The following is a 19,349-nucleotide window of genomic DNA, read 5'->3' on the forward strand; positions in this document are numbered from 1 at the left end:
CTGTTTTAGAGTGTTTGCCAAGCATTTTTTCGAACATACATTCGACTTTTTAGCGAACAAACAAAAAACCGCAACAAAGTTATCGCTTTGTTACGGTCCTTCCGTTAACACTTACTCTTATTATAAGCGAACATTATTGATCTTTCAACTGTTTCCATAATTGATAGAGCGCACTTTTGGCTGCTCTATGTTTGATTGATTCCCGATTGCCTGAAAGCTGCAGCTCAATCACTTGGGTTGGCTTATTTTTTTGCGCGAATCCAATATATACCAGCCCCACCGGCTTGCCTTCTGAAGGACTTGGACCCGCTACGCCGGTAACCGAGATGCCAAAGTCACTTCCGGTCTTCCCGCTTATATGTTCAGCTAGCAGAACAGCTGTTTCACTGCTTACCGCACCGGGAGCTCCCTCGCCTTCAAGAACTTCCATCGGAACGGAAAGAAGCTGATGTTTGAGCGCATTAGTATAACAGATTACGCCTCCAAGAAATGGCTGCGAGCTGCCTGGAATTGAAGTTATCAGATCACTCAACAAACCGCCTGTACAGCTTTCCGCAACGGCAAGTGTTAGTTTCTTAGCCGCCAACAATTGCACAACGACGGCTTCAATAGGGACGTCTTGTTCCGCATAGAGATGTTCAGACAATCGACTTCTAATCGCTTGTTCCGTGGATTGCAGCTTTTTCTCGCCTTCATCAGCGGATTGTGCGCGTGTCGTAATACGAATTGTCACCTCGCCCTCTTTGGCGTAAGGAGCAATGGTTGGATCGGTTTGGGCTGCAATCAAATCAAGCAATTGATGTTCCAGATTGGATTCGCCGATGCCGGCAAATTTAAGCATCTTGGAATACAGGGGTACTTCGTCAGTCATCTTAGTCTGTAGCCAGGGAACTGCATGTTTTGAGAACATAGGCTTCATTTCCTTGGGAGGACCTGGCAATAGAATAAAATGGGTCCCTTCGTATGTAAAAGCGATTCCAACGGCTAGCCCCGTTTCGTTATGCAAAGGATCACTGTCCGCCAACATCAATGCTTGTCTTCGATTGCTGTCCACCATATGAATGCCGCGGGTTTGGAACATATCGGTTATTGCTGTCATCGATGGTTCATGGATGATCAATTCACGGCCTGCGAACCCAGCCAGCACGTCTTTGGTCAAGTCATCCTGGGTTGGGCCAAGCCCGCCCGTACAAATGACGACGTCCGCTCTGGAAGCCGCTAATTTGAAGGTTTCAAGCAATCTCTGTTCATTATCACCGACAACGGTTTGGAAATACACGTCGACACCGATCGCAGCGCATTCACGTGATAGGAATTGTGCATTCGTGTTCACGATTTGACCAAGCAATAGTTCTGTTCCAATAGCGACAATTTCAGCTTTCATCTCAAACTCCTCCTTTAAATAAGAAAACCTCTATTGCGGCTGTTCAATGAAGAGCGACCGCATGTAGAGGTAGGTTTTATCGCCAACAGGTTGCCCTATTATGCTTTTTCTGAAAAGTCTATGACGTGTTTATTCTTCACAAAGTACTCAATTCCTGAGTAGACCGTAATAATCGCTGCTGCCCAACTAGCTATAACATCAAAGGGGAAGTGCAGAAACGTAAACGGAAAATTATTGATAAGCAGTGCAATGATGGCCGTAATCTGTGCAGCCGTCTTTGCCTTTCCCCATTTGCTCGCAGCCATGACTGTGCCTTCCAATAGAGCAATTTGGCGAAGTCCGGTAACTGCCCATTCTCTACTGATAATCACAATGACAATCCAAGCATCTACTTTATCCATTTCAACTAAAGAAACGAGTACAGCTGTAACAAGCAGCTTATCCGCGAGCGGATCTAACAGCTTGCCTAAGTTAGTTACAAGATTACGTTTTCTGGCTATGTAACCGTCTAAACTATCGGTACTCGCTGCAATAATGAAAATTAAGGCAGCAATAATTTGATTGTACGTAATACTGAACTCCTCAATCCGTATATGTGGAAATTTTACCTTGATCAACAAGAAAAACATGATGATAGGTACTAATAAAATCCTCGCCACGGTGATGCGATTGGCTAGGTTCATGCAATAACCTCCCCTGATAAATCAAACTCATAGGAGTGGGTAATGCGAACTTTTGCCATCTCGCCAATATTCAACTTCCCATTAGATACGAATACTTCGCCATCAATCTCGGGAGCGTCAAACTGGGAGCGGCCAATATAGACATCGCTTCTGCCATCGTATCTTTCAATCAGCACATCAATTTCTTGACCGATACGGCGTCCGCCGCGTATATTCGAAATTTCACGTTGAATTTCCATAATGGCATTCGCCCGATATTCTTTTACATCGTCTGGAACTTGATCCGGCAAACGTGCTGCTGGCGTATCATCTTCCTTGGAGTAAGCAAAAACACCCAGACGATCGAATTGTACGTCGCTTACGAATTTCTTTAAGTTTTCGAAATCTTCCTCCGTTTCCCCAGGGAAACCAACTATAAGAGATGTGCGCAGCGCGACATCAGGAATAGCCTCACGGATTTTGCGAACCAACTCGCGCGTATCTTTCTGGCGACCTGGTCTTCTCATCCGCTTAAGGATCGAATCTTCACTATGTTGCAGAGGCATATCGATATACTTGCAGATCTTGGGATTAGACGCCATCACTTCGATCAGCTCATCGCTAAAGAATCCTGGATACGCATAATGCAGCCTTACCCACTCAATACCTTCTACTTCGCTAACTTTGTTCAATAAGGTAGGCAGCATAAAGCTATCATAAAGATCGGTACCGTAATTCGTGGAATCTTGTGCAATAAGGCTAATTTCCTTAACGCCTTGTGCAGCCAAATTAGCCACTTCTGCAACGACAGACTCCATGCTTCTGCTTTTGAATGCACCGCGCATAATCGGAATACTGCAAAACGTACACGCATTGTCGCAGCCTTCTGCGATTTTCACATAGGCTGTATAGCGGGGGGTTGCCACAAGTCTTGGCAGATCCGCATCATAATTAAATACCGGATTCCCCACTAGAACCGGTTTCTTGCCACGTAGAGCTTCATCTACGATATGATTGATTTTATCAAAATCTCCAGTACCAACAATGCCATCAATTTCTGGCATTTCGTCCATTAGCTGCTTCTTATAGCGCTGAGTTAAACAGCCTGAAACGATAAGCGCTTTGAGATTTGCGGTTTGTTTCAGTTCTGCCATATCCAAAATTGTATTTACGGATTCTTCTTTTGCTGCATCAATGAACCCGCAAGTGTTCACGATAATGACGGTAGCGTCTTCCTTGTTGTCCACAAGTTGAAAACCACGTCCATGTATTAATCCAGCCATAATCTCGGAATCAACCATATTCTTTTCGCATCCGAGGGTTACTACTTTAACCTTTTCTGTCATGAATGAAACAACCTCCAATAGTCCTAAAAAACGCTCCTTACCAGTATAATACAAGCCCTATGGGGTGTCAAAATGTAAAAACCCCCTATAACTAGGGGGTTTTAAACAATTGCCGCTCATATGTACGCTTATTTCATATTAACAAATTGTAAATCAAGAGGGATGTCCGCTTTGCGTAACAGCGCAATAACGGCTTGCAAATCGTCACGACTCTTCCCTGTTACACGAATTTGATCCCCTTGAATTTGTGTTTTGACCTTTAATTTGGAATCGCGAATCAAGATGTTTATCTTTTTGGAATTATCCTGATCTACACCCTGTTTCATACTAATTTTCTGCCTAACCGTTTGGCCAGCTGCCGGCTCAACTTTGCTGTATTCCAGATTTTTGATCGAAATTCCGCGCTTCGTCATTTTGGCATGCATAATATCGAGGACATTCTGCAGTTTAAACTCATCATCGGAAGTGACTACCAACTGATCTTTATCCAGCTTAATGCTGCTCTTGCTGCCTTTAAAATCAAAACGGGTAAGAATTTCTTTCTCCGCCTGCTGAATCGCGTTGGTTAGTTCCTGCATATCCACCTTGGAAACAATATCAAACGAACTTTCTGTACTCATCGTAGACAAACATCCTTTCCATCAAATTACATTAGCATTATAGCAAGAAGCCAAAAAAAAAGAAACATCCTGCAGCCCTTGGCCTAGGATGTCATTGTTGGGTAATCATTACCCGGGAAAGCGCAGGAAGCGCCAAAATGCTAGTTTTTTTGCAAATTGAGCTGGACGCGTTTAGGGTTTGGCGTGTCACCGACAGGTACAACCGTGCCATTCACGCTAAGCTCCACAGCGCTAGCTGCACCTACATTCAGATACGCTGAAGTTGCGATGTCAAATGTATCGGTATCCCCGGCTTTATAAAGTTTCTGTCTAAGCATTTCTTTGCCGCCTTCTGTCAAGGAATCGACACGAATCCAACAAGATCCGGTAATCTTCAATTGAATATTCAAATTTGCAGTGCCCGTAATGATGTAATTGTCTACACCCTTCTCACTACTGCTGAACTTCACTTGTACGGCAGGTGGAGTCGGAGTGGGCGCTGGAGACGGTGTTGCAGTCGAAAGAGGTGCCACTTTACCATCACTGGATGCAGTTGTAGAATTCGTAGAGTTCGTGCCTGCCGCAGGACTTGTTGAGTTTGTTATTTTGGAAGACTGCGTTTGGGCAGGCTTTTCGTCCGCAGGCGTCCCTTTATAATTCTTATATGTATAATAGTAGACGATCCCAAAAATTAACAGAATGAAGCAGATAAACATGACGCTAGAGGCCCAACGGCTTAATTTCTCCGTATTACGAACGCTCGTTCTGTTCTTGCGTATATTTTCTACTACAGGCTTCTCTGTTACCGGGGATGGGTTCGTCGATTGATACATGTTCAGCACTTCGGTCGGATCAAGACCTACTGCTTCCGCATAGCTCTTAATAAAAGCTCGCACATAAAAGCTGCCGGGCAGTACCTTGTAGTTTCCTTCTTCAATAGCTTCTAAGTACCGTTTGCGAATTTTTGTGACTTCTTGAAGATCGTCGAGCGATATCTTTTTTTCCAAGCGTGTTTTGCGTAAAATGAATCCTAGATCAGACATATGGTCACCTCCCCGTAGGTTTATATTAGTTAATGACGTTTATAATCTTAAAAAGGTTCGGACGTATACGTAAATGAGTCGTAATTAATTTCCTCATCCGGACTATTTCGCAATTCAATAATATAATCAAAGTGATTATATGTGTATTCAGATTCACGGATGAATATATCTGGATGCTCGATCACCTTCGTAGATGGCATGCCCATGATATCCTGCAATAGGCTATAATGCTTCTCATTGGAACGAATGGTCGAGACGATGCCATCGATGATATAGACATTGTTAGGGGTCATTTCATCCTCGGACAGCTGACTGCGGACGGTTTGCCTCAATAACGTTGAAGACACGAACGTCCAGCGCTTGTTGGCGCAGACACTTCCAGCAATAATGGACTCGGTTTTACCTACACGCGGCATCCCTCTGAGACCGACTACTTGGTTGCCTTCCCGTTTGAAAATTTCACCTAAGAAATCTACGAGCAGCCCCAATTCATCCCTTGTAAAACGAAACGTTTTGCGATCATCGGAATCACGTTCAATATATCGACCATGACGAACTGCCAAAATATCAACCAACTTAGGCGGTCTTAATGCTGTAATAGTAATATTATCTACTTTTCTCAACATTTTACCCATTAAGTCAATTTTTTCTTCATCATTAGTTTGAAGCAACATGCCACGGGTCCGATCTTCCACCCCATTGATTGTCACGATATTAATATCCAGCATCCCCATTAAGGAAGCAATGTCCCCTAGTAAACCAGGACGGTTCTTATGAATCTTGTACTCCATATACCACTCTTTAACGTCCAATCGTTCCACCTCATCACCATATCTGTAACAAATCTATGTTACCCATGTTATATAATTTCTACAATTTTCGTCAAAATCCTTCTAAAGACTCATGCAAATCACAAAATTATTTGATTTTTAGTTCTAAAAGCTCTTTCTCATTGTAAGGAAAGCTGCCTTTCTGCCACCCATGATTCGTCATCATCGCTAACCGGTTGTTCAAAATTTCAGTCCAATTGAGCTCAGCCGATAAAGCGTTCGAAATATCCAAGACAGACACACCTAATGTTTTCGCTTTTTGCACTTGGGCTTCTGTTACAGGTGTGTAAAAAATAACCCAATTGGCGAAATGCTGCTTCGTCTGAAAGGATAATTGCTGAAACCACTGGTCATTGTTGTCCAGCAGCACAATATGATCCGCTTCCTCAGAAGGTGCCCACACGGACGGTATGGGACGATCACTGCGTGTCACCCACTCAACGGTTGCTCTCTGCGCCAACAGTTCTTGAATTCGCTTGGATTTCAAATTCTCAACTTGCTGTGCATCAATTTGCCATGTGGAGGCTTGGTCACTTACAGTGCTTACGCTTCCATTGCTGTCTAGCTGACTTTGTAACAATGTCCATTTCCCTGTTGTTAGACCTTGAGCGATCAACCCATTGGCTGGCCCGATTAGTTCATTCCCAATGACATATATGTAATCATATGTGTTTGCTTTCAGCTTGGCGCCAACACTATCATCTAGGCTGTTCACATCTTTGATCCAATCAAAAGCGATAAAGTGTTCACCTCTCCAATTAAGCAGTGCTTGGCCAATTGACTGCTTGGCTGCATCCGACAAACTGGAGCTGGAGAGCATTAAGACGGACACTTTCTTGTCCATAACGTCCTGCTTAATGACAGGAATCCCACGATTTCCACAACCTGTAACGATCAATATGAAAAGTATGAACAAGACCATAAACCTTTTGTTAAGCATGCCATTCGTTTCCTTTCTACCTTTGAAAGCATGCAAAAGCCTCCGAAAGAGGAGGCTTTCACATAGTACCTTATTGAATTGTAAAACGGTTATTAACCTTTGTCTACTAATTTTACCATGAGTCGGGCAATCGTCCGTTTTTCTTGTTCATCCCCTGCATCCCATAGCTCCTTGAGCACTCGTTCTTGCTCATTTTCAGGATCTACTTTATCAGCTAAGAATTCACCGATTTGAAAAGCGAGCTTGGAAATTGTTTCCTCACTCATCCCTGCATGCCCCGCTTGACTCACACGTTCCGCAAGAAACTCTTTCCACTTATCAAATACTTTAAGAACTGTAGCCATTGTAAGAAGCCTCCTTTGAGTTATGAGAAATGGTCATTACATACGTAATATTCGCTTCCCGCTCAAAAATTATGCACAAGGCTTCTTCGCGTAAACTTAGGTTAGCCACCCACCATTTGGACTGATAATTTGTCCAGTAATATAACCAGACTCAGGCAGTGCCAAGAAATAGACAAGAGAAGCTACTTCATCTGGCAATGCAAACCGACCCACAGGAATTTCATTCTCAATGGCTTCCCGCTCCTCAGGTTGAAAACCAGCCATCATTTCGGTATGCACGGCACCAGGCGCTACGGCATTCACTGTAACGCCTGACGGTGCTAACTCCTTCGCTAAAGCTTTGGTAAAGGCGTTGAGTCCTCCTTTGGCTGTTGAATAAACAACCTCACAGGAAGCGCCAGAAATGCCCCAAATGGATGATACATTGATAATCCGGCCATACTTTTGCTTCACCATAGCGCCCATAAAGGTTTGCGTACACAGAAAAGCACCTTTGAGATTCACACCCATAACGGTGTCCCAGTCCTCTTCGGTTACGTCAGCCAACATACCATATAAGGAAATTCCCGCATTGTTCACAACAATATCAGGGATCATGCTTTTTTGCTCAAGTTTTTCCTGCATTTTATAAATTTGATCCCGTGATTTCACATCTGCGGAAACGGTCATTACTTTAGCGCCGTGTTTCATACAGGATCTTGCTACTTCATTCGCCGCTTCATGCGATTCACGATAGTGAATGACGACATTCATACCTACCGCGGCGAAGCGTTCAGCAATTGCAGCACCGATCCCTCTGCTTGCGCCAGTCACTAGAACCGTTTGTTCACTAAAGGGTTTACTGGGTGTTAAGATCACGTCAAATCACGACTTTTTACGATAGAAACAGCTAGTTTGCTCCAGTCAAAATGATCGCGGAAGCGCTGATTCACATCAGCCAATGTAATCTGCTCGTAGACCGGCAAAATATCAAATAAATCGATGTCTTTGAACCGATATTTTGTAAATTCATTGGCAATCGATTCCGGAGAGTTCATCATCCGCAGGAAATTACCGATTTTCTTTTTGCGGCTCCGCTCAAAGGTAACCTGATCCAAGCCGACATCTTTGCGCTTCTCGATTTCTTCGCGAATTCGTGTAACGAGCCCCTCTGGATCTTTGGTATCACCGCCAAGTATGGAGAACGCGTAACCTTCACTACAGTTAAATTCATGACCGAAATTATCTGAAATCAATTGTTCATCATACAATGCCTGATAGATCTCCGAACTAGAACTGAAAAGTACGTCCAGCATGAGCTTCGTTGTAAGCTCTCTGACCAAAAGTTCCTTGCCTATTACGGCAGGAGCAGCTTCCTTGAAGCCCATTAGACACTTAGGCATCGATACAGGCAAGTTGATAATTCTGCGGGCTTCGTTCACGTCAAGCGGTTCATCAGGAAAAAACCGTTCGATACTTCCTTGAGGCGGAAAGCTTTTGGCAGCTTGATTGGTTTTGACTAGGGTGAGAACTTCCTGAGCGTCCACCCCGCCTACAACAAACAAACTCATATTGCTCGGATGATAAAAGGTGTGATAACACTCATACAGCGTTTCTTTGGTGATTTCGGCTATCGATGCTACAGTTCCAGCAATATCAATATGAATGGGATGTTTCGCGTAGAGAGATTCGATCAAACCGTAATAGCTTCTCCAGTCCGCATTATCCTCGTACATCTTGATTTCCTGACCGATGATTCCCTTTTCTTTTTCCACATTTTCATCTGTAAAATAAGGGTTTTGAACAAAATTAATTAATGTCGTTAAGTTTTCCAAATAATGATCGGTGGACGAGAACAAATACGCTGTTCGATCAAAACTTGTAAAAGCATTCGCTGAAGCCCCATTGGAAGCAAAGGTAGCGAAAATATCACCTTCTGGTTCTTCAAACATTTTGTGCTCCAGGAAATGAGCGATGCCATCCGGTACTCGAACCGCATCTTTGCCAGTAACTTGGAAATAATTATCGATCGAACCGTATTGGGTCGTGAATGTGGCATATATTTTCTGAAAGCCTTCCTTAGGAAGAACAAACACATGTAGCCCGTTATCAAGCTTTTCGTGATATATCGTTTCACCCAAGTGTGGATAAGGAATTACCTGCATGGTCTACTCTCCCTTCTGGTCCCGCAAAAAGTAAATCGTGTCCAACTGAACACGTTTGGCAGCTTCAGCAATTGCCGGCACATCAACCTGCTCCACAGCTTCGATCAGTCCAGAAACCGAACGCTCTTTTCCGGATAAAATCGCATTGAAATCAAATGAAATAAGTTCAAAAGCGGAGTCTTGAATTTCACGCAGCTGATTGGAAATCATCGCTTTAGTTTGACTCATTTCAATATCATTAATTTCACCTTGCTCCATGGCGGAAAGCTGTTTACGGATAATATCAACCGCTTTCTCATAGTTGGCCATTTCAATCCCGGATTGAATAGTCAAAATACCTTTATGGCCATCAAAACGTGAAGAAGCATAATAAGCAAGACTCGCCTTTTCACGAACATTTATAAACAGTTTGGAGTGCGGATAACCGCCCAAAACACCGTTATACATAAGCGCAACCGGATATTTATCATCCCGATAGGAAAGATTTGTACGTAAACCCAAGTTCAATTTACCTTGATTGACATCCAGACGTTCGACAATTGTCTTCACCTCACCGCTTGCACCGCGTGGTTCTGAAGTGAGATAACTGACATCTTCCTTACGGTCAATGGCGAATGCCCCTTTTACAATATCTTCTACCTCGGTCAAGGTTGTATTTCCCACGACATAGATATCGATCGGAGCGGTTTGCAGCCATACTCTATATTGTTCGTAGATCTGCTCCGAATTAATGCGGTCGAGGTCAGAAATTTTCCCGAGCGGATGAAGGCGGTACGGCTCATCAGCGCACATTTCTTCCATACAGCGCTCTGCCGCATAACGAATTTTATCATTAATGACCGATTCAATTCGCTTTTGGAGCGTCTGTTTCTCTGAATCAACATACTTCTGGCGAAAATGACCATTTTCCGTGGCTGGTTTCGTTAATGTTTCCCCGACAAAGTCCAAGCCTTGCTGTAATAAGGACTGCGCAGACTTCACGAATCGATCGTTGATAATATCCATGCGCAGCTGCACGATTTGATAATCGCCTCGCTTATAAATATCAAAGCCAAAACCAGCTCCGTAGAGATCATCCAAATGCTCGCGAAATTGCTTCGTTTCCGGGCGCAGCGCAGTTCCTCTGCGCAAGACAAACGGTGTCAAAGCCGTATTCGTAACTGTCTCTTCCCCTAAGGGACGGCCTATGTACACTGAAATTGCAAATGTCTTGAATCGATCTGTGGGAAGTACATGCAATCGAATATGATTCCAAGTACGACGCTCAAATTGTATATGCTCCAAAGGTCTGTCTCCCTTCTATGTCCGTGATATCATCCATTATATTCCTATACGAAGAGGAGAAGCAACCAAAGCTGGTTCCTTCTCCTTGTCCGCTTCTAAATTATTTGCAAAAGATGTGCTTTCCGATATTCTTCACCTGCGGTCTGCTCCAAATCCATTTCGAAGTGGCCGTTGCTGGATTAAAATAGTAGATACAACCTCCGGTTGGATCCCATCCGTTCAAAGCATCCTTAACGGCCTTCTTCGTTGATTCACTGGGTGTTAGCCAGATTTGTCCATCTGCCACGGCAGTGAAAGCGCCGGGTTGAAAGATAACACCGGATACCGTATTGGGAAAACTGGCCGATTTTACCCGATTCAGGATAACCGCAGCTACCGCAACTTGTCCCACATAAGGTTCTCCGCGCGCCTCGCCATTGACTGCATTAGCCATGAGATTAATATCTTGTTCCGAAAGTCCCAGGTTGTTCGAGGGGGTCAAATTCGCTGGCTTTTGATCCGTGGTGACTTTCTCACTTTCGTTATTCCCAGAACCACCGGTTGCTGGAGGAGCGGTAGGCTTCCAATTCTTCGTCGCTTCCCATAACCTGAGTTTTGTTTTGGCTCCAACAATGCCATCCACTGTCATCCCAAATTCGCCTTGGAATCGTTTGACCGCCGTCAACGTCTTATACCCATAATCTCCGTCTATACTGCCATTATAAAAGCCAATGAACTTCAATCGACCTTGCAGTTCGTTGACATCGGATCCAGTGGCACCATAACGGATTTCATTTTTACTGAACGTTTCTTCGGCAGGCGGACTAAACTTTCCTTTTAACTGAAAAGCGACAACAAGTACGAAAACAATACAAAAGGTAAGTACGATTAGTCGTTTATTCATTCCCCTTCTCAACCTCACTTTTCAAATTACAGCCTTTTCTTGCTTATTATGAGAAAGGGAGTCGCTGTTTATACAAATAAAAACACTCTCCTGAGGAGAGTGTTTGTTCAATTCCTTATTCTTGTTAAGAACTTATCCGATTATGTTGATATTGTTCTATGGACATTAGCACCTCACGAGGCTTACTTCCCTCATAGGGACCTACGACGCCTTTGGCTTCCATCGAATCAACCAACCTCGCGGCACGGGTATAACCGACTCTCATCCGGCGCTGCAGCAGCGACACGGATGCTTGTTTGGCTTCCAGAACGATTTGAACAGCTTGATCATAAAGTTCATCCTCGAACTCATTCTGCTGTTCCGGCATTTCTTCTACGTGCGGAACCATCTCTTCTTGATAATTAGCTTGTTCTTGTGTACGTACAAAGCCTACAACATGTTCAACCTCTTGATCCGATAAAAAGGCCCCCTGCACACGAACTGGCTTGGAAGCACCTACTGGCAAGTAAAGCATGTCTCCTCGGCCCAACAATTTCTCCGCGCCAACCATATCCAAGATTGTACGTGAATCCACTTGAGACGATACGCCAAAAGCAATACGGGAAGGAATGTTGGCTTTAATGACCCCTGTAATAACGTCAACAGATGGCCTCTGCGTGGCAATAATTAAATGTATTCCCGCCGCACGGGCCATTTGGGCTAGCCGACAGATCGAATCCTCCACATCGTTCGCAGCGACCATCATCAAGTCCGCTAACTCATCTACGATGACGACATAGTAAGGAAGCGGCGGTGCAGTACCGCTTTCTACGAGCATGGCATTGTAGCCCTCAATATTGCGCGTTCCACTCTTCGAGAACAGCTCATAGCGCTTCTCCATCTCAACAACGACTTTTTTGAGCGCCAGCGATGCTCTACGAGGATCTGTTACCACGGGTGCAAGCAGATGTGGTATCCCATTATACACATTTAATTCAACCATCTTAGGGTCAATCATAAGAAACTTGACTTCATTCGGTTTGGCTTTATATAGAATACTCGTAATAATCCCGTTAATACATACGGATTTCCCTGAACCTGTTGCCCCCGCTACGAGTAGATGAGGCATTCTTGCCAGATTTCCCACAATAGGTTGTCCAGAAATATCCCGTCCCAAAACGACAGATAATCGTGAACTAGATTCCTGAAAAGCGGACGTTTCCATGACTTCACGCATAGTCACGACAGAAACTTCTAAATTCGGCACCTCAATTCCGATCGCGGCTTTGCCGGGAATCGGTGCTTCCATTCGAATATCTTTGGCCGCTAGCGCTAAGGCAATATCATCGGTCAAAGAAACGATTCGACTGACTTTAACCCCGACATCAGGCTGTATCTCGTAACGAGTTACTGCCGGTCCTCTGACTACCTCAAGCACTTTGGCACGAACACCAAAGCTCTCTAGCGTTGCCTCCAGCTTCCTTGCATTCGCTTTGTAGTCTGACATTTCACTGCCTTTGCCTACAGCGGGTTTGGCAAGCAAATCAAGCGATGGCATTTCATACGGTCGCGTTTGGACAACAGGTACGGCGTCTTGGAATTCCAGCGTCACTGGTTCATCCTCTGAATCTCCTGTTCCAGCAGCAGGTTGAGGCTTAACAGACGGTGAAGGCGTTATCGGAATCGCAGCCGGCTGGGCAACTGCTTGTTGAGCTTCTTGGAATACCTGCTCCTGAAAATCACGAATAATCGGTGTAACTGGTACATCCTCATCCATTGGTACAGACTCAGCTCTCGCTTCGTTAGACTTATACACGACCTTCTCCGCGGTCTCAGTGGAATCCAGATCATTCAACTCGTTATCGTCACTCACATCGCTCTCACGAACAGCAGCTTTTTTGCGTCCCTCTTTGATAGGTCGAAGCAGTTCCATGAATAAAGGAGATTTCTTAGCCTTCTTGACTGGCTGGAAAACCTCTTCATCAAATTCATCATCGACCGGTACATAAGTAGGCTTCTTAGTCTTCCGCTCACTAACTCCTGCGGTTGCCGTTTGGGGCTGACCCGATTCACGATCCTCCAGCCATTCTTTCATTCTGTCTTTGAAATTCTGGCCCACATTACTGAATCTGCCTCGAATGACATTCCCCATATCTATATAAGAAATGCCCGTGGCTAAGATAAAGCCAATCACAAATAACGCATACTGGATTAGCCTAGCTCCCAAATAGTCGAACAAGAAATACAAAATACTATACAAGAATGCGCCAATCATCCCGCCGCCGATACCATACTCGAGCGCTGCTTTTCCTGCCTCTGTTGGATGCAATCCTTCCAACATAGCCGTCCAAGTCGACGAAATAACTTTACCAGAGGTAAACCCGCCGTCCGGATATAATTGAGCAAACAAGTCGATTTGATTTTTAATCAAAAGTCCCAGAATAAACAGCAAAATGCCTGCTTTCTTGGGTGTTATCATTTCCGGCCAAGCTCTCTTGATCATGGCATACAATGCCACATATATGAAAATCAGCGGTATTAGCGAATACCACGTTCCCACGAAAAATCGAAAAAGATACACCAAAGAATTCCCAACATGCCCTTGATGCGCAAGTGCAATGACGGAAAAAATCAGGATTAGAATACCGTACAACTCGAATAACAAGCTCGTTTTTATTGCCTTGCCTTTTTTCTTGCGTTTCGCCACGCTTGTCACCCCCAAGTCCACATTATACCATATTGGACTTGCGTGATGATACAGGAACAGCGCTTTAAATAGATGAAGTAGCCTCAGGAAAAGGACTATAGGAAATAATAGTTCCAGGGGCATATTGACGATTTAAATAGTCTTGAGGATTACAACTGTAAAGTCTTACTATGCGTGCTTGAAAGCCGCTAATAGGTTCTATCTGCATCGATATGCCGTCTTGCTCGATCTCCAGATACTTAGGCTCATATGTCTCAATCCCTTCAAATATCACTTCCATTGGCAGCACAGAATAATGAATCATTGCACCAAGCCTCCATTCGAAGATGCTTTCTTAGCATCAATCCGCTTATTCAGCTCTCGAATTGCATCTCCGATACCGCCTACTTGATCAATTAGACCATATTTAACAGCATCAACCCCAATAACGGTAGTCCCGATATCTCTCGTAAGCTCCCCCGTTTTGAACATTAGCTCTTTAAATTTATCTTCCGTCACATTGGAATGCTTCGTTACAAATCGAACGACACGTTCCTGCATTTTGTCCAAGTACTCAAACGTTTGAGGCACACCGATAATTAACCCATTCAATCGGATCGGATGGATCGTCATCGTCGCCGTTTCCGCGATAATGGAATAATTCGCTGAGACGGCAATTGGAACCCCAATGCTATGTCCCCCGCCTAACACGAGGGCAATAGTCGGTTTGGACAGCGTCGCTACCATCTCTGCAATGGCTAACCCTGCTTCAACGTCTCCTCCCACCGTATTGAGGATAATCATGACGCCTTCAATTTTCGGATTTTGCTCAGCTGCCACGAGTTGTGGAATTAAATGCTCATATTTTGTCGTCTTATTTTGAGGTGGGAGTACGATATGCCCTTCCACTTGTCCAATAATCGTAAGGCAGAAAATATTAGATTCGCCTGAAAGTGTATTGGTTTGGCCCAACTGTTGAATATTCTCGAGGACGGGGTTCTTTTTCCCTTCCTCTGTTTCCGGCTCTTGCTGTTTCGGTCCTGTTGGTGCTGCCACTGGAATTCCCCCTTGTCGTACTGCTCTAGCCCAATTGGACGGCTATGCATGTACGGATCATAATCTCCCATAGTATGAATAAATTTGCGTTCTTTCATGCATCGGAAATCGTTCCCTCGACAATGAAAAAAGCCCCCTCCGAATTCGGAGAGAGCTTTACTATTTGCATAGGTTCAAGTGACTGTTCGAGCCTAGACTTCCATGATAATAGGAAGGATCATTGGTCTTCTTCTGGTTTGTTCATATAAAAAACGTCCGAGAACATCTTTCACGTTTGTTTTTAAAGATGCCCATTCATTTACATTTTCGTTCATTAATTTCGTTAATGTATTTGTTACGATACGATTGGCTTCTTCCAAGAGACCCTCGGATTCACGTACATAGACGAATCCGCGAGAGATAATATCCGGTCCGGATAAGATTTTGCCATCTTGTTTGCTAAGTGTAACGACAACCACCAGAATACCGTCTTGAGACAGCAGCTTACGGTCGCGCAACACAATGTTGCCTACATCTCCTACACCGAGTCCATCAATCAGAATGTTGCCGCTTTGAACTTTAGAGCCTTTGCGTGCAACTCCGTGCTGAACTTCTACTGTGTCGCCGATATCGCACATAAAAATATCTTCTTTAGGAATGCCGACAGATTCGGCAAGGATGGCATGTTGACGCAGCATGCGATATTCGCCATGAATCGGAATAAAATATTTAGGCTTGATCAGATTGAGCATTAACTTCAATTCTTCTTGGCTGCCGTGACCAGATACGTGGACACCAGTTACAGAACCTGGTCCGTAAATGACATTTGCACCAATTCGGAATAGCTCATCAACGGTACGCCCTACATAACGCTCATTGCCCGGAATTGGCGTCGCTGCAATAATAACCGTATCACCCGGTAAAATATCGATTTTACGATGAGTGGAACGTGCCATTCTTGTTAACGCAGACATCGGCTCGCCTTGGCTTCCTGTTGAAAGAATAACCACACGGTCAGCAGCAAGCTTGTTCACTTCTTCAGGCTCAATAAGCATGCCGTCCGGAATGTGCAAGTACCCTAACTCGCTAGCAATCGAAACTACGTTCACCATACTGCGACCGATTACCGTTACTTTACGATTTGTTGCCGCGGCTGCATCGAACACCTGTTGTACACGGTGAATGTTCGAAGCGAATGTCGCGATAACAACTCTTTGCTTAGCTTTACGGAAAACTTCTTCAATTTCAATTCCAACGCTGCGCTCAGAGCCAGTGTAGCCTGGACGTTCTGCATTCGTACTATCCGAAAGCAAGGCAAGAACGCCTTTCTTCCCGATTTCTGCCATACGGTGCAAGTCCGCATATTGGTCATTCACAGGTGTTTGATCAAATTTGAAATCTCCTGTGTGAACAACTACGCCTTCTGGTGTGTCCAAAGCGACACCAACAGAATCAGGAATGCTGTGATTTGTTTTGAAGAACGAAGCCGTAAGAACACCTAAGGAAAGAACAGTTTCTGCATTAATAACGATTCTGTTCGTAGTTCCGAGCAAATTCGCCTCTTTCAGCTTAGCTTCGATAAGCCCCATTGTTAGCTTAGTTGCATATAATGGAACATTAAGGTGCTTAAGCACATAAGGTAAGCCGCCGATGTGATCTTCATGGCCGTGCGTGATAATAATTCCGCGTACTTTATCCCGATTCTCTGTTAAGTAGCCGATATCCGGAATGACAATGTCGATTCCCAGCATGTCCTCCTCTGGAAATTTCAATCCACTATCAATGACGATGATATCGTTCGCATACTGAACGCAATACATATTTTTTCCGATTTCGCCCACGCCGCCAAGAGCGAAGATCAAAAGTTTATCAATATTTTTTTTGGACAAGAATATACCTCCTTCTAAGATTGGACGACGAATTTTAAATGAAAAAACCGAACTAGTCACTTGCAACCATTATACATGAAAAAAAACTACAAATACAAGTTAATACCGATTACATTAGTTTCCCCAAAAAAAGAAAACCGATGCCGGAAGCACCGATTCATTAGGCGTTATCATACAAAAAGTGATTGGATGAATTGTCCTTCTTGCTCGGATACACGAACTAGCGGAAGTCTTACTCCTCCTGTTTCCATCCCTTTCAGTGCGAGCGCATGCTTGATAGGCGCAGGACTCGGTACACGGAAAATGCCGGTAAAAACAGGGTGAAGCTTACGATGAAGTTCAGCAGCTTGCTGAATGTTGCCTTCTAGATAATACTTTATCATAGATTGCATTTCTTTTCCAATCACATGACTGGCTACACTGATAATTCCTTGGCAACCCACGGCTAAAGCAGGCAAAGCGTTGCTGTCATCCCCGCTGTAAACAAGGAATCCAGGCGCTGCTTCATTCAAAATACGAGTCAATTGATCCGTATTCGCGCAGTCTTTTGTCGCTACGATATTCGAAATATGGGAAAGACGAACCGTTGTATCCGCATCTAGATTAACGCCTGTACGTCCTGGAACGTTATACAGAATTACCGCAGTCTGAACAGATTCAGCTACCGCTTTGAAATGCTGAAACAACCCTTCTTGCGAAGGACGGTTATAGTAAGGAGCTACGATTAATAAACCGTCTACCCCGAGTTTCTCAACCTTTTGGGAAAAGTGAATCGTATGTGAGGTATCATTACTGCCAGTGCCTGCAATAATCTTGCAGCGTCCACGTGAATAGCGAACAGATAACTCAATAAGCTTAAGTTTCTCATCATCCGTTAAGGTGGGCGCTTCACCGGTTGTTCCGCAAATAACAAGACTATCCGACTGTTGCTCCTCAATTAAATAATTAATAAGTGGTTCTACTTGATCCCAATTGACTTGTAATTGATCGTCAAACGGAGTGACCATAGCTGTGACTACTCTTCCGAAATCCACCGTTTGCACCTCCTGAATTTCCTATTTTCATTTCGATAAATTAAATTTATGATGCAAGGCTTTGACAGATTTAATCATATCTTCACCTTGAACAAGTACCCAAATTGTTGTATTCGAGTCAGCTGATTGAAGGATCCGAATGTCTTCTTCGGTCAAGGCTTCAACAATATGTGCCATGATCCCTGGAACACCGTTAATTCCCCCGCCGATGACGGAAACTTTGGCGCACCCGCTTAGAGCCTTAGGCTCGTAACCTTGATCTCTAAGGAGTTTGACAGCTCGCTCCGCCTCATGATCAAACACTGTATAGACAACCGCTGACGGATTTACATTAATAAAATCAACACTGATCTGATGCTGCGCCATCGTCTTGAACACACGAAGTTGAAGGTCAAATTGCCCTTCTACCGCCGCAACTTGAATCTGTGTAATATTCGTAAAATGAGCAATTCCGGTAACGAAGCAATCTCTTACGTGGCTGCGTTCCTTCGGCATACTGTCAGAAGCTGTAACCAATGTTCCCTCTTCCTTCGAAAACGTAGAACGCACGCGAATTGGGATATTCGCCTGCATAGCAACTTCAACAGCACGAGGATGAATGACCTTCGCACCATTGTGAGCCATATTACAGATCTCAGCAAAGCTAACACGAACTAGCGGTTTCGCATCTTCTACAATTCTTGGATCCGCTGTCATGATACCATTCACATCGGTGAATATATCGACGATCTCGGCTTTTAATGCTGCTCCAAGCGCTGTTGCGGACGTATCACTGCCACCTCGACCAAGTGTGGTCAATTCATCCTGACTTGATTTCCCTTGAAATCCGGTCACAATGACAACCAAATCCTGTGCCAATAAATCGAGGATTCGGTTTGGCTGCAATGCTAGTATCTTCGCGTTGCCGTGCTCGTCATTTGTATGAATGCCAGCTTGCCCACCTGTCAAAACGGTAGAACGAATACCTCTTGCTTGCAGCAAGCTGCACAAATGCACTGCAGAGATTAACTCTCCGCAGCCCATTAGCATGTCGCGTTCCCGCGCCGGCAGCCCCTCTCCGTTCTTTCGAACGAGCTCAAGGAGCGTATCCGTCGCATAAGGTTCCCCTTTTCTACCCATCGCAGATACCACTACAACTAATTGATAAGGATGATTGAGTGCATCTTGAATATGTCCGATAACGTGTTCTCTAGCTGAAGCGGTGGAAAGCGAAGTACCTCCGAATTTCTGCACAAGGATTCGCATGAGTTTCCCCCATAGTCACTGC

General features: G+C 44.4%; 18 protein-coding genes. All 18 read right to left on the minus strand.

Translation table 11 applies throughout. From position 1 onward, the window contains the following. Positions 1-133: 133 nt before the first annotated feature. The 18 genes from LOZ80_RS13130 to dapG all read right to left on the minus strand — a co-directional run bounded on the left by LOZ80_RS13130 (position 134) and on the right by dapG (position 19,327). Complete coding sequence (locus LOZ80_RS13130; protein WP_238171853.1) at positions 134-1,384, minus strand: competence/damage-inducible protein A; 1,251 nt, start codon at positions 1,382-1,384, stop codon at positions 134-136. A 98-nt stretch (positions 1,385-1,482) separates the two neighbouring features. Next, positions 1,483-2,067 carry a CDP-diacylglycerol--glycerol-3-phosphate 3-phosphatidyltransferase gene (gene pgsA / locus LOZ80_RS13135; RefSeq protein WP_189013003.1) on the minus strand — a complete coding sequence of 195 codons (585 nt, stop codon included), beginning with the start codon at positions 2,065-2,067 and terminating at the stop codon, positions 1,483-1,485. Beyond that, the gene (rimO, locus tag LOZ80_RS13140; protein WP_238171854.1) at positions 2,064-3,392 is read right to left on the minus strand and encodes a 30S ribosomal protein S12 methylthiotransferase RimO; all 1,329 of its coding nucleotides are present in this window, start codon (positions 3,390-3,392) and stop codon (positions 2,064-2,066) included. The genes pgsA and rimO overlap by 4 nt, the downstream gene beginning before the upstream one ends. 128 nt (positions 3,393-3,520) lie before the next feature. Continuing rightward, positions 3,521-4,012, minus strand: a complete 492-nt coding sequence (locus LOZ80_RS13145; protein ID WP_238171855.1) for a YajQ family cyclic di-GMP-binding protein — start codon at positions 4,010-4,012, stop codon at positions 3,521-3,523. Between the two features lie 140 nt (positions 4,013-4,152). Further along, positions 4,153-5,034, minus strand: coding sequence for a helix-turn-helix domain-containing protein (locus tag LOZ80_RS13150; protein WP_238171856.1), 882 nt, complete (start codon positions 5,032-5,034; stop codon positions 4,153-4,155). Positions 5,035-5,081: 47 nt separating this feature from the next. Beyond that, positions 5,082-5,825 (minus strand): DUF3388 domain-containing protein, encoded by a 744-nt coding sequence (locus tag LOZ80_RS13155; protein WP_373291262.1) that lies wholly within the window; start codon positions 5,823-5,825, stop codon positions 5,082-5,084. A gap of 127 nt (positions 5,826-5,952) precedes the next feature. Next, positions 5,953-6,804: a hypothetical protein gene (locus LOZ80_RS13160; RefSeq protein WP_238171857.1), complete on the minus strand. Its 852-nt coding sequence runs from the start codon at positions 6,802-6,804 to the stop codon at positions 5,953-5,955. 92 nt (positions 6,805-6,896) lie between these two features. Next, entirely contained in the window at positions 6,897-7,148 is a 252-nt protein-coding gene (locus LOZ80_RS13165; RefSeq protein ID WP_238171858.1) for a DUF3243 domain-containing protein, read from the minus strand. A gap of 96 nt (positions 7,149-7,244) precedes the next feature. Beyond that, positions 7,245-8,006, minus strand: a complete 762-nt coding sequence (gene ymfI, locus LOZ80_RS13170; protein WP_238171859.1) for an elongation factor P 5-aminopentanone reductase — start codon at positions 8,004-8,006, stop codon at positions 7,245-7,247. Further along, positions 8,003-9,292 carry an EF-P 5-aminopentanol modification-associated protein YfmH gene (gene yfmH, locus LOZ80_RS13175; RefSeq protein WP_238171860.1) on the minus strand — a complete coding sequence of 430 codons (1,290 nt, stop codon included), beginning with the start codon at positions 9,290-9,292 and terminating at the stop codon, positions 8,003-8,005. The genes ymfI and yfmH overlap by 4 nt, the downstream gene beginning before the upstream one ends. A gap of 3 nt (positions 9,293-9,295) precedes the next feature. Next, a complete protein-coding gene (gene yfmF, locus LOZ80_RS13180; protein ID WP_238171861.1) occupies positions 9,296-10,576 on the minus strand; it encodes an EF-P 5-aminopentanol modification-associated protein YfmF in 1,281 nt (426 codons plus the stop codon). 100 nt (positions 10,577-10,676) lie between these two features. Beyond that, positions 10,677-11,459, minus strand: a complete 783-nt coding sequence (sleB, locus tag LOZ80_RS13185) for a spore cortex-lytic enzyme (protein WP_238171862.1) — start codon at positions 11,457-11,459, stop codon at positions 10,677-10,679. Positions 11,460-11,583: 124 nt separating this feature from the next. After that, entirely contained in the window at positions 11,584-14,145 is a 2,562-nt protein-coding gene (locus LOZ80_RS13190) for an FtsK/SpoIIIE family DNA translocase (RefSeq protein ID WP_238171863.1), read from the minus strand. Positions 14,146-14,209: 64 nt separating this feature from the next. After that, positions 14,210-14,449, minus strand: a complete 240-nt coding sequence (locus tag LOZ80_RS13195; protein ID WP_238171864.1) for a YlzJ-like family protein — start codon at positions 14,447-14,449, stop codon at positions 14,210-14,212. Beyond that, a complete protein-coding gene (locus tag LOZ80_RS13200) occupies positions 14,446-15,180 on the minus strand; it encodes a ClpP family protease (RefSeq protein WP_238171865.1) in 735 nt (244 codons plus the stop codon). The genes LOZ80_RS13195 and LOZ80_RS13200 overlap by 4 nt, the downstream gene beginning before the upstream one ends. Positions 15,181-15,371: 191 nt before the next feature. After that, positions 15,372-17,048, minus strand: coding sequence for a ribonuclease J (locus tag LOZ80_RS13205; protein ID WP_238171866.1), 1,677 nt, complete (start codon positions 17,046-17,048; stop codon positions 15,372-15,374). A 170-nt stretch (positions 17,049-17,218) separates the two neighbouring features. Continuing rightward, the gene (gene dapA / locus LOZ80_RS13210) at positions 17,219-18,082 is read right to left on the minus strand and encodes a 4-hydroxy-tetrahydrodipicolinate synthase (protein WP_238171867.1); all 864 of its coding nucleotides are present in this window, start codon (positions 18,080-18,082) and stop codon (positions 17,219-17,221) included. A gap of 27 nt (positions 18,083-18,109) precedes the next feature. Beyond that, on the minus strand, positions 18,110-19,327 hold the full coding sequence (gene dapG / locus LOZ80_RS13215) for an aspartate kinase (RefSeq protein WP_238171868.1): 1,218 nt from the start codon (positions 19,325-19,327) through the stop codon (positions 18,110-18,112). Positions 19,328-19,349 lie beyond the last annotated feature (22 nt).

The sequence above is a fragment of the Paenibacillus sp. HWE-109 genome (assembly GCF_022163125.1).
Lineage (GTDB): Bacteria > Bacillota > Bacilli > Paenibacillales > NBRC-103111 > Paenibacillus_E.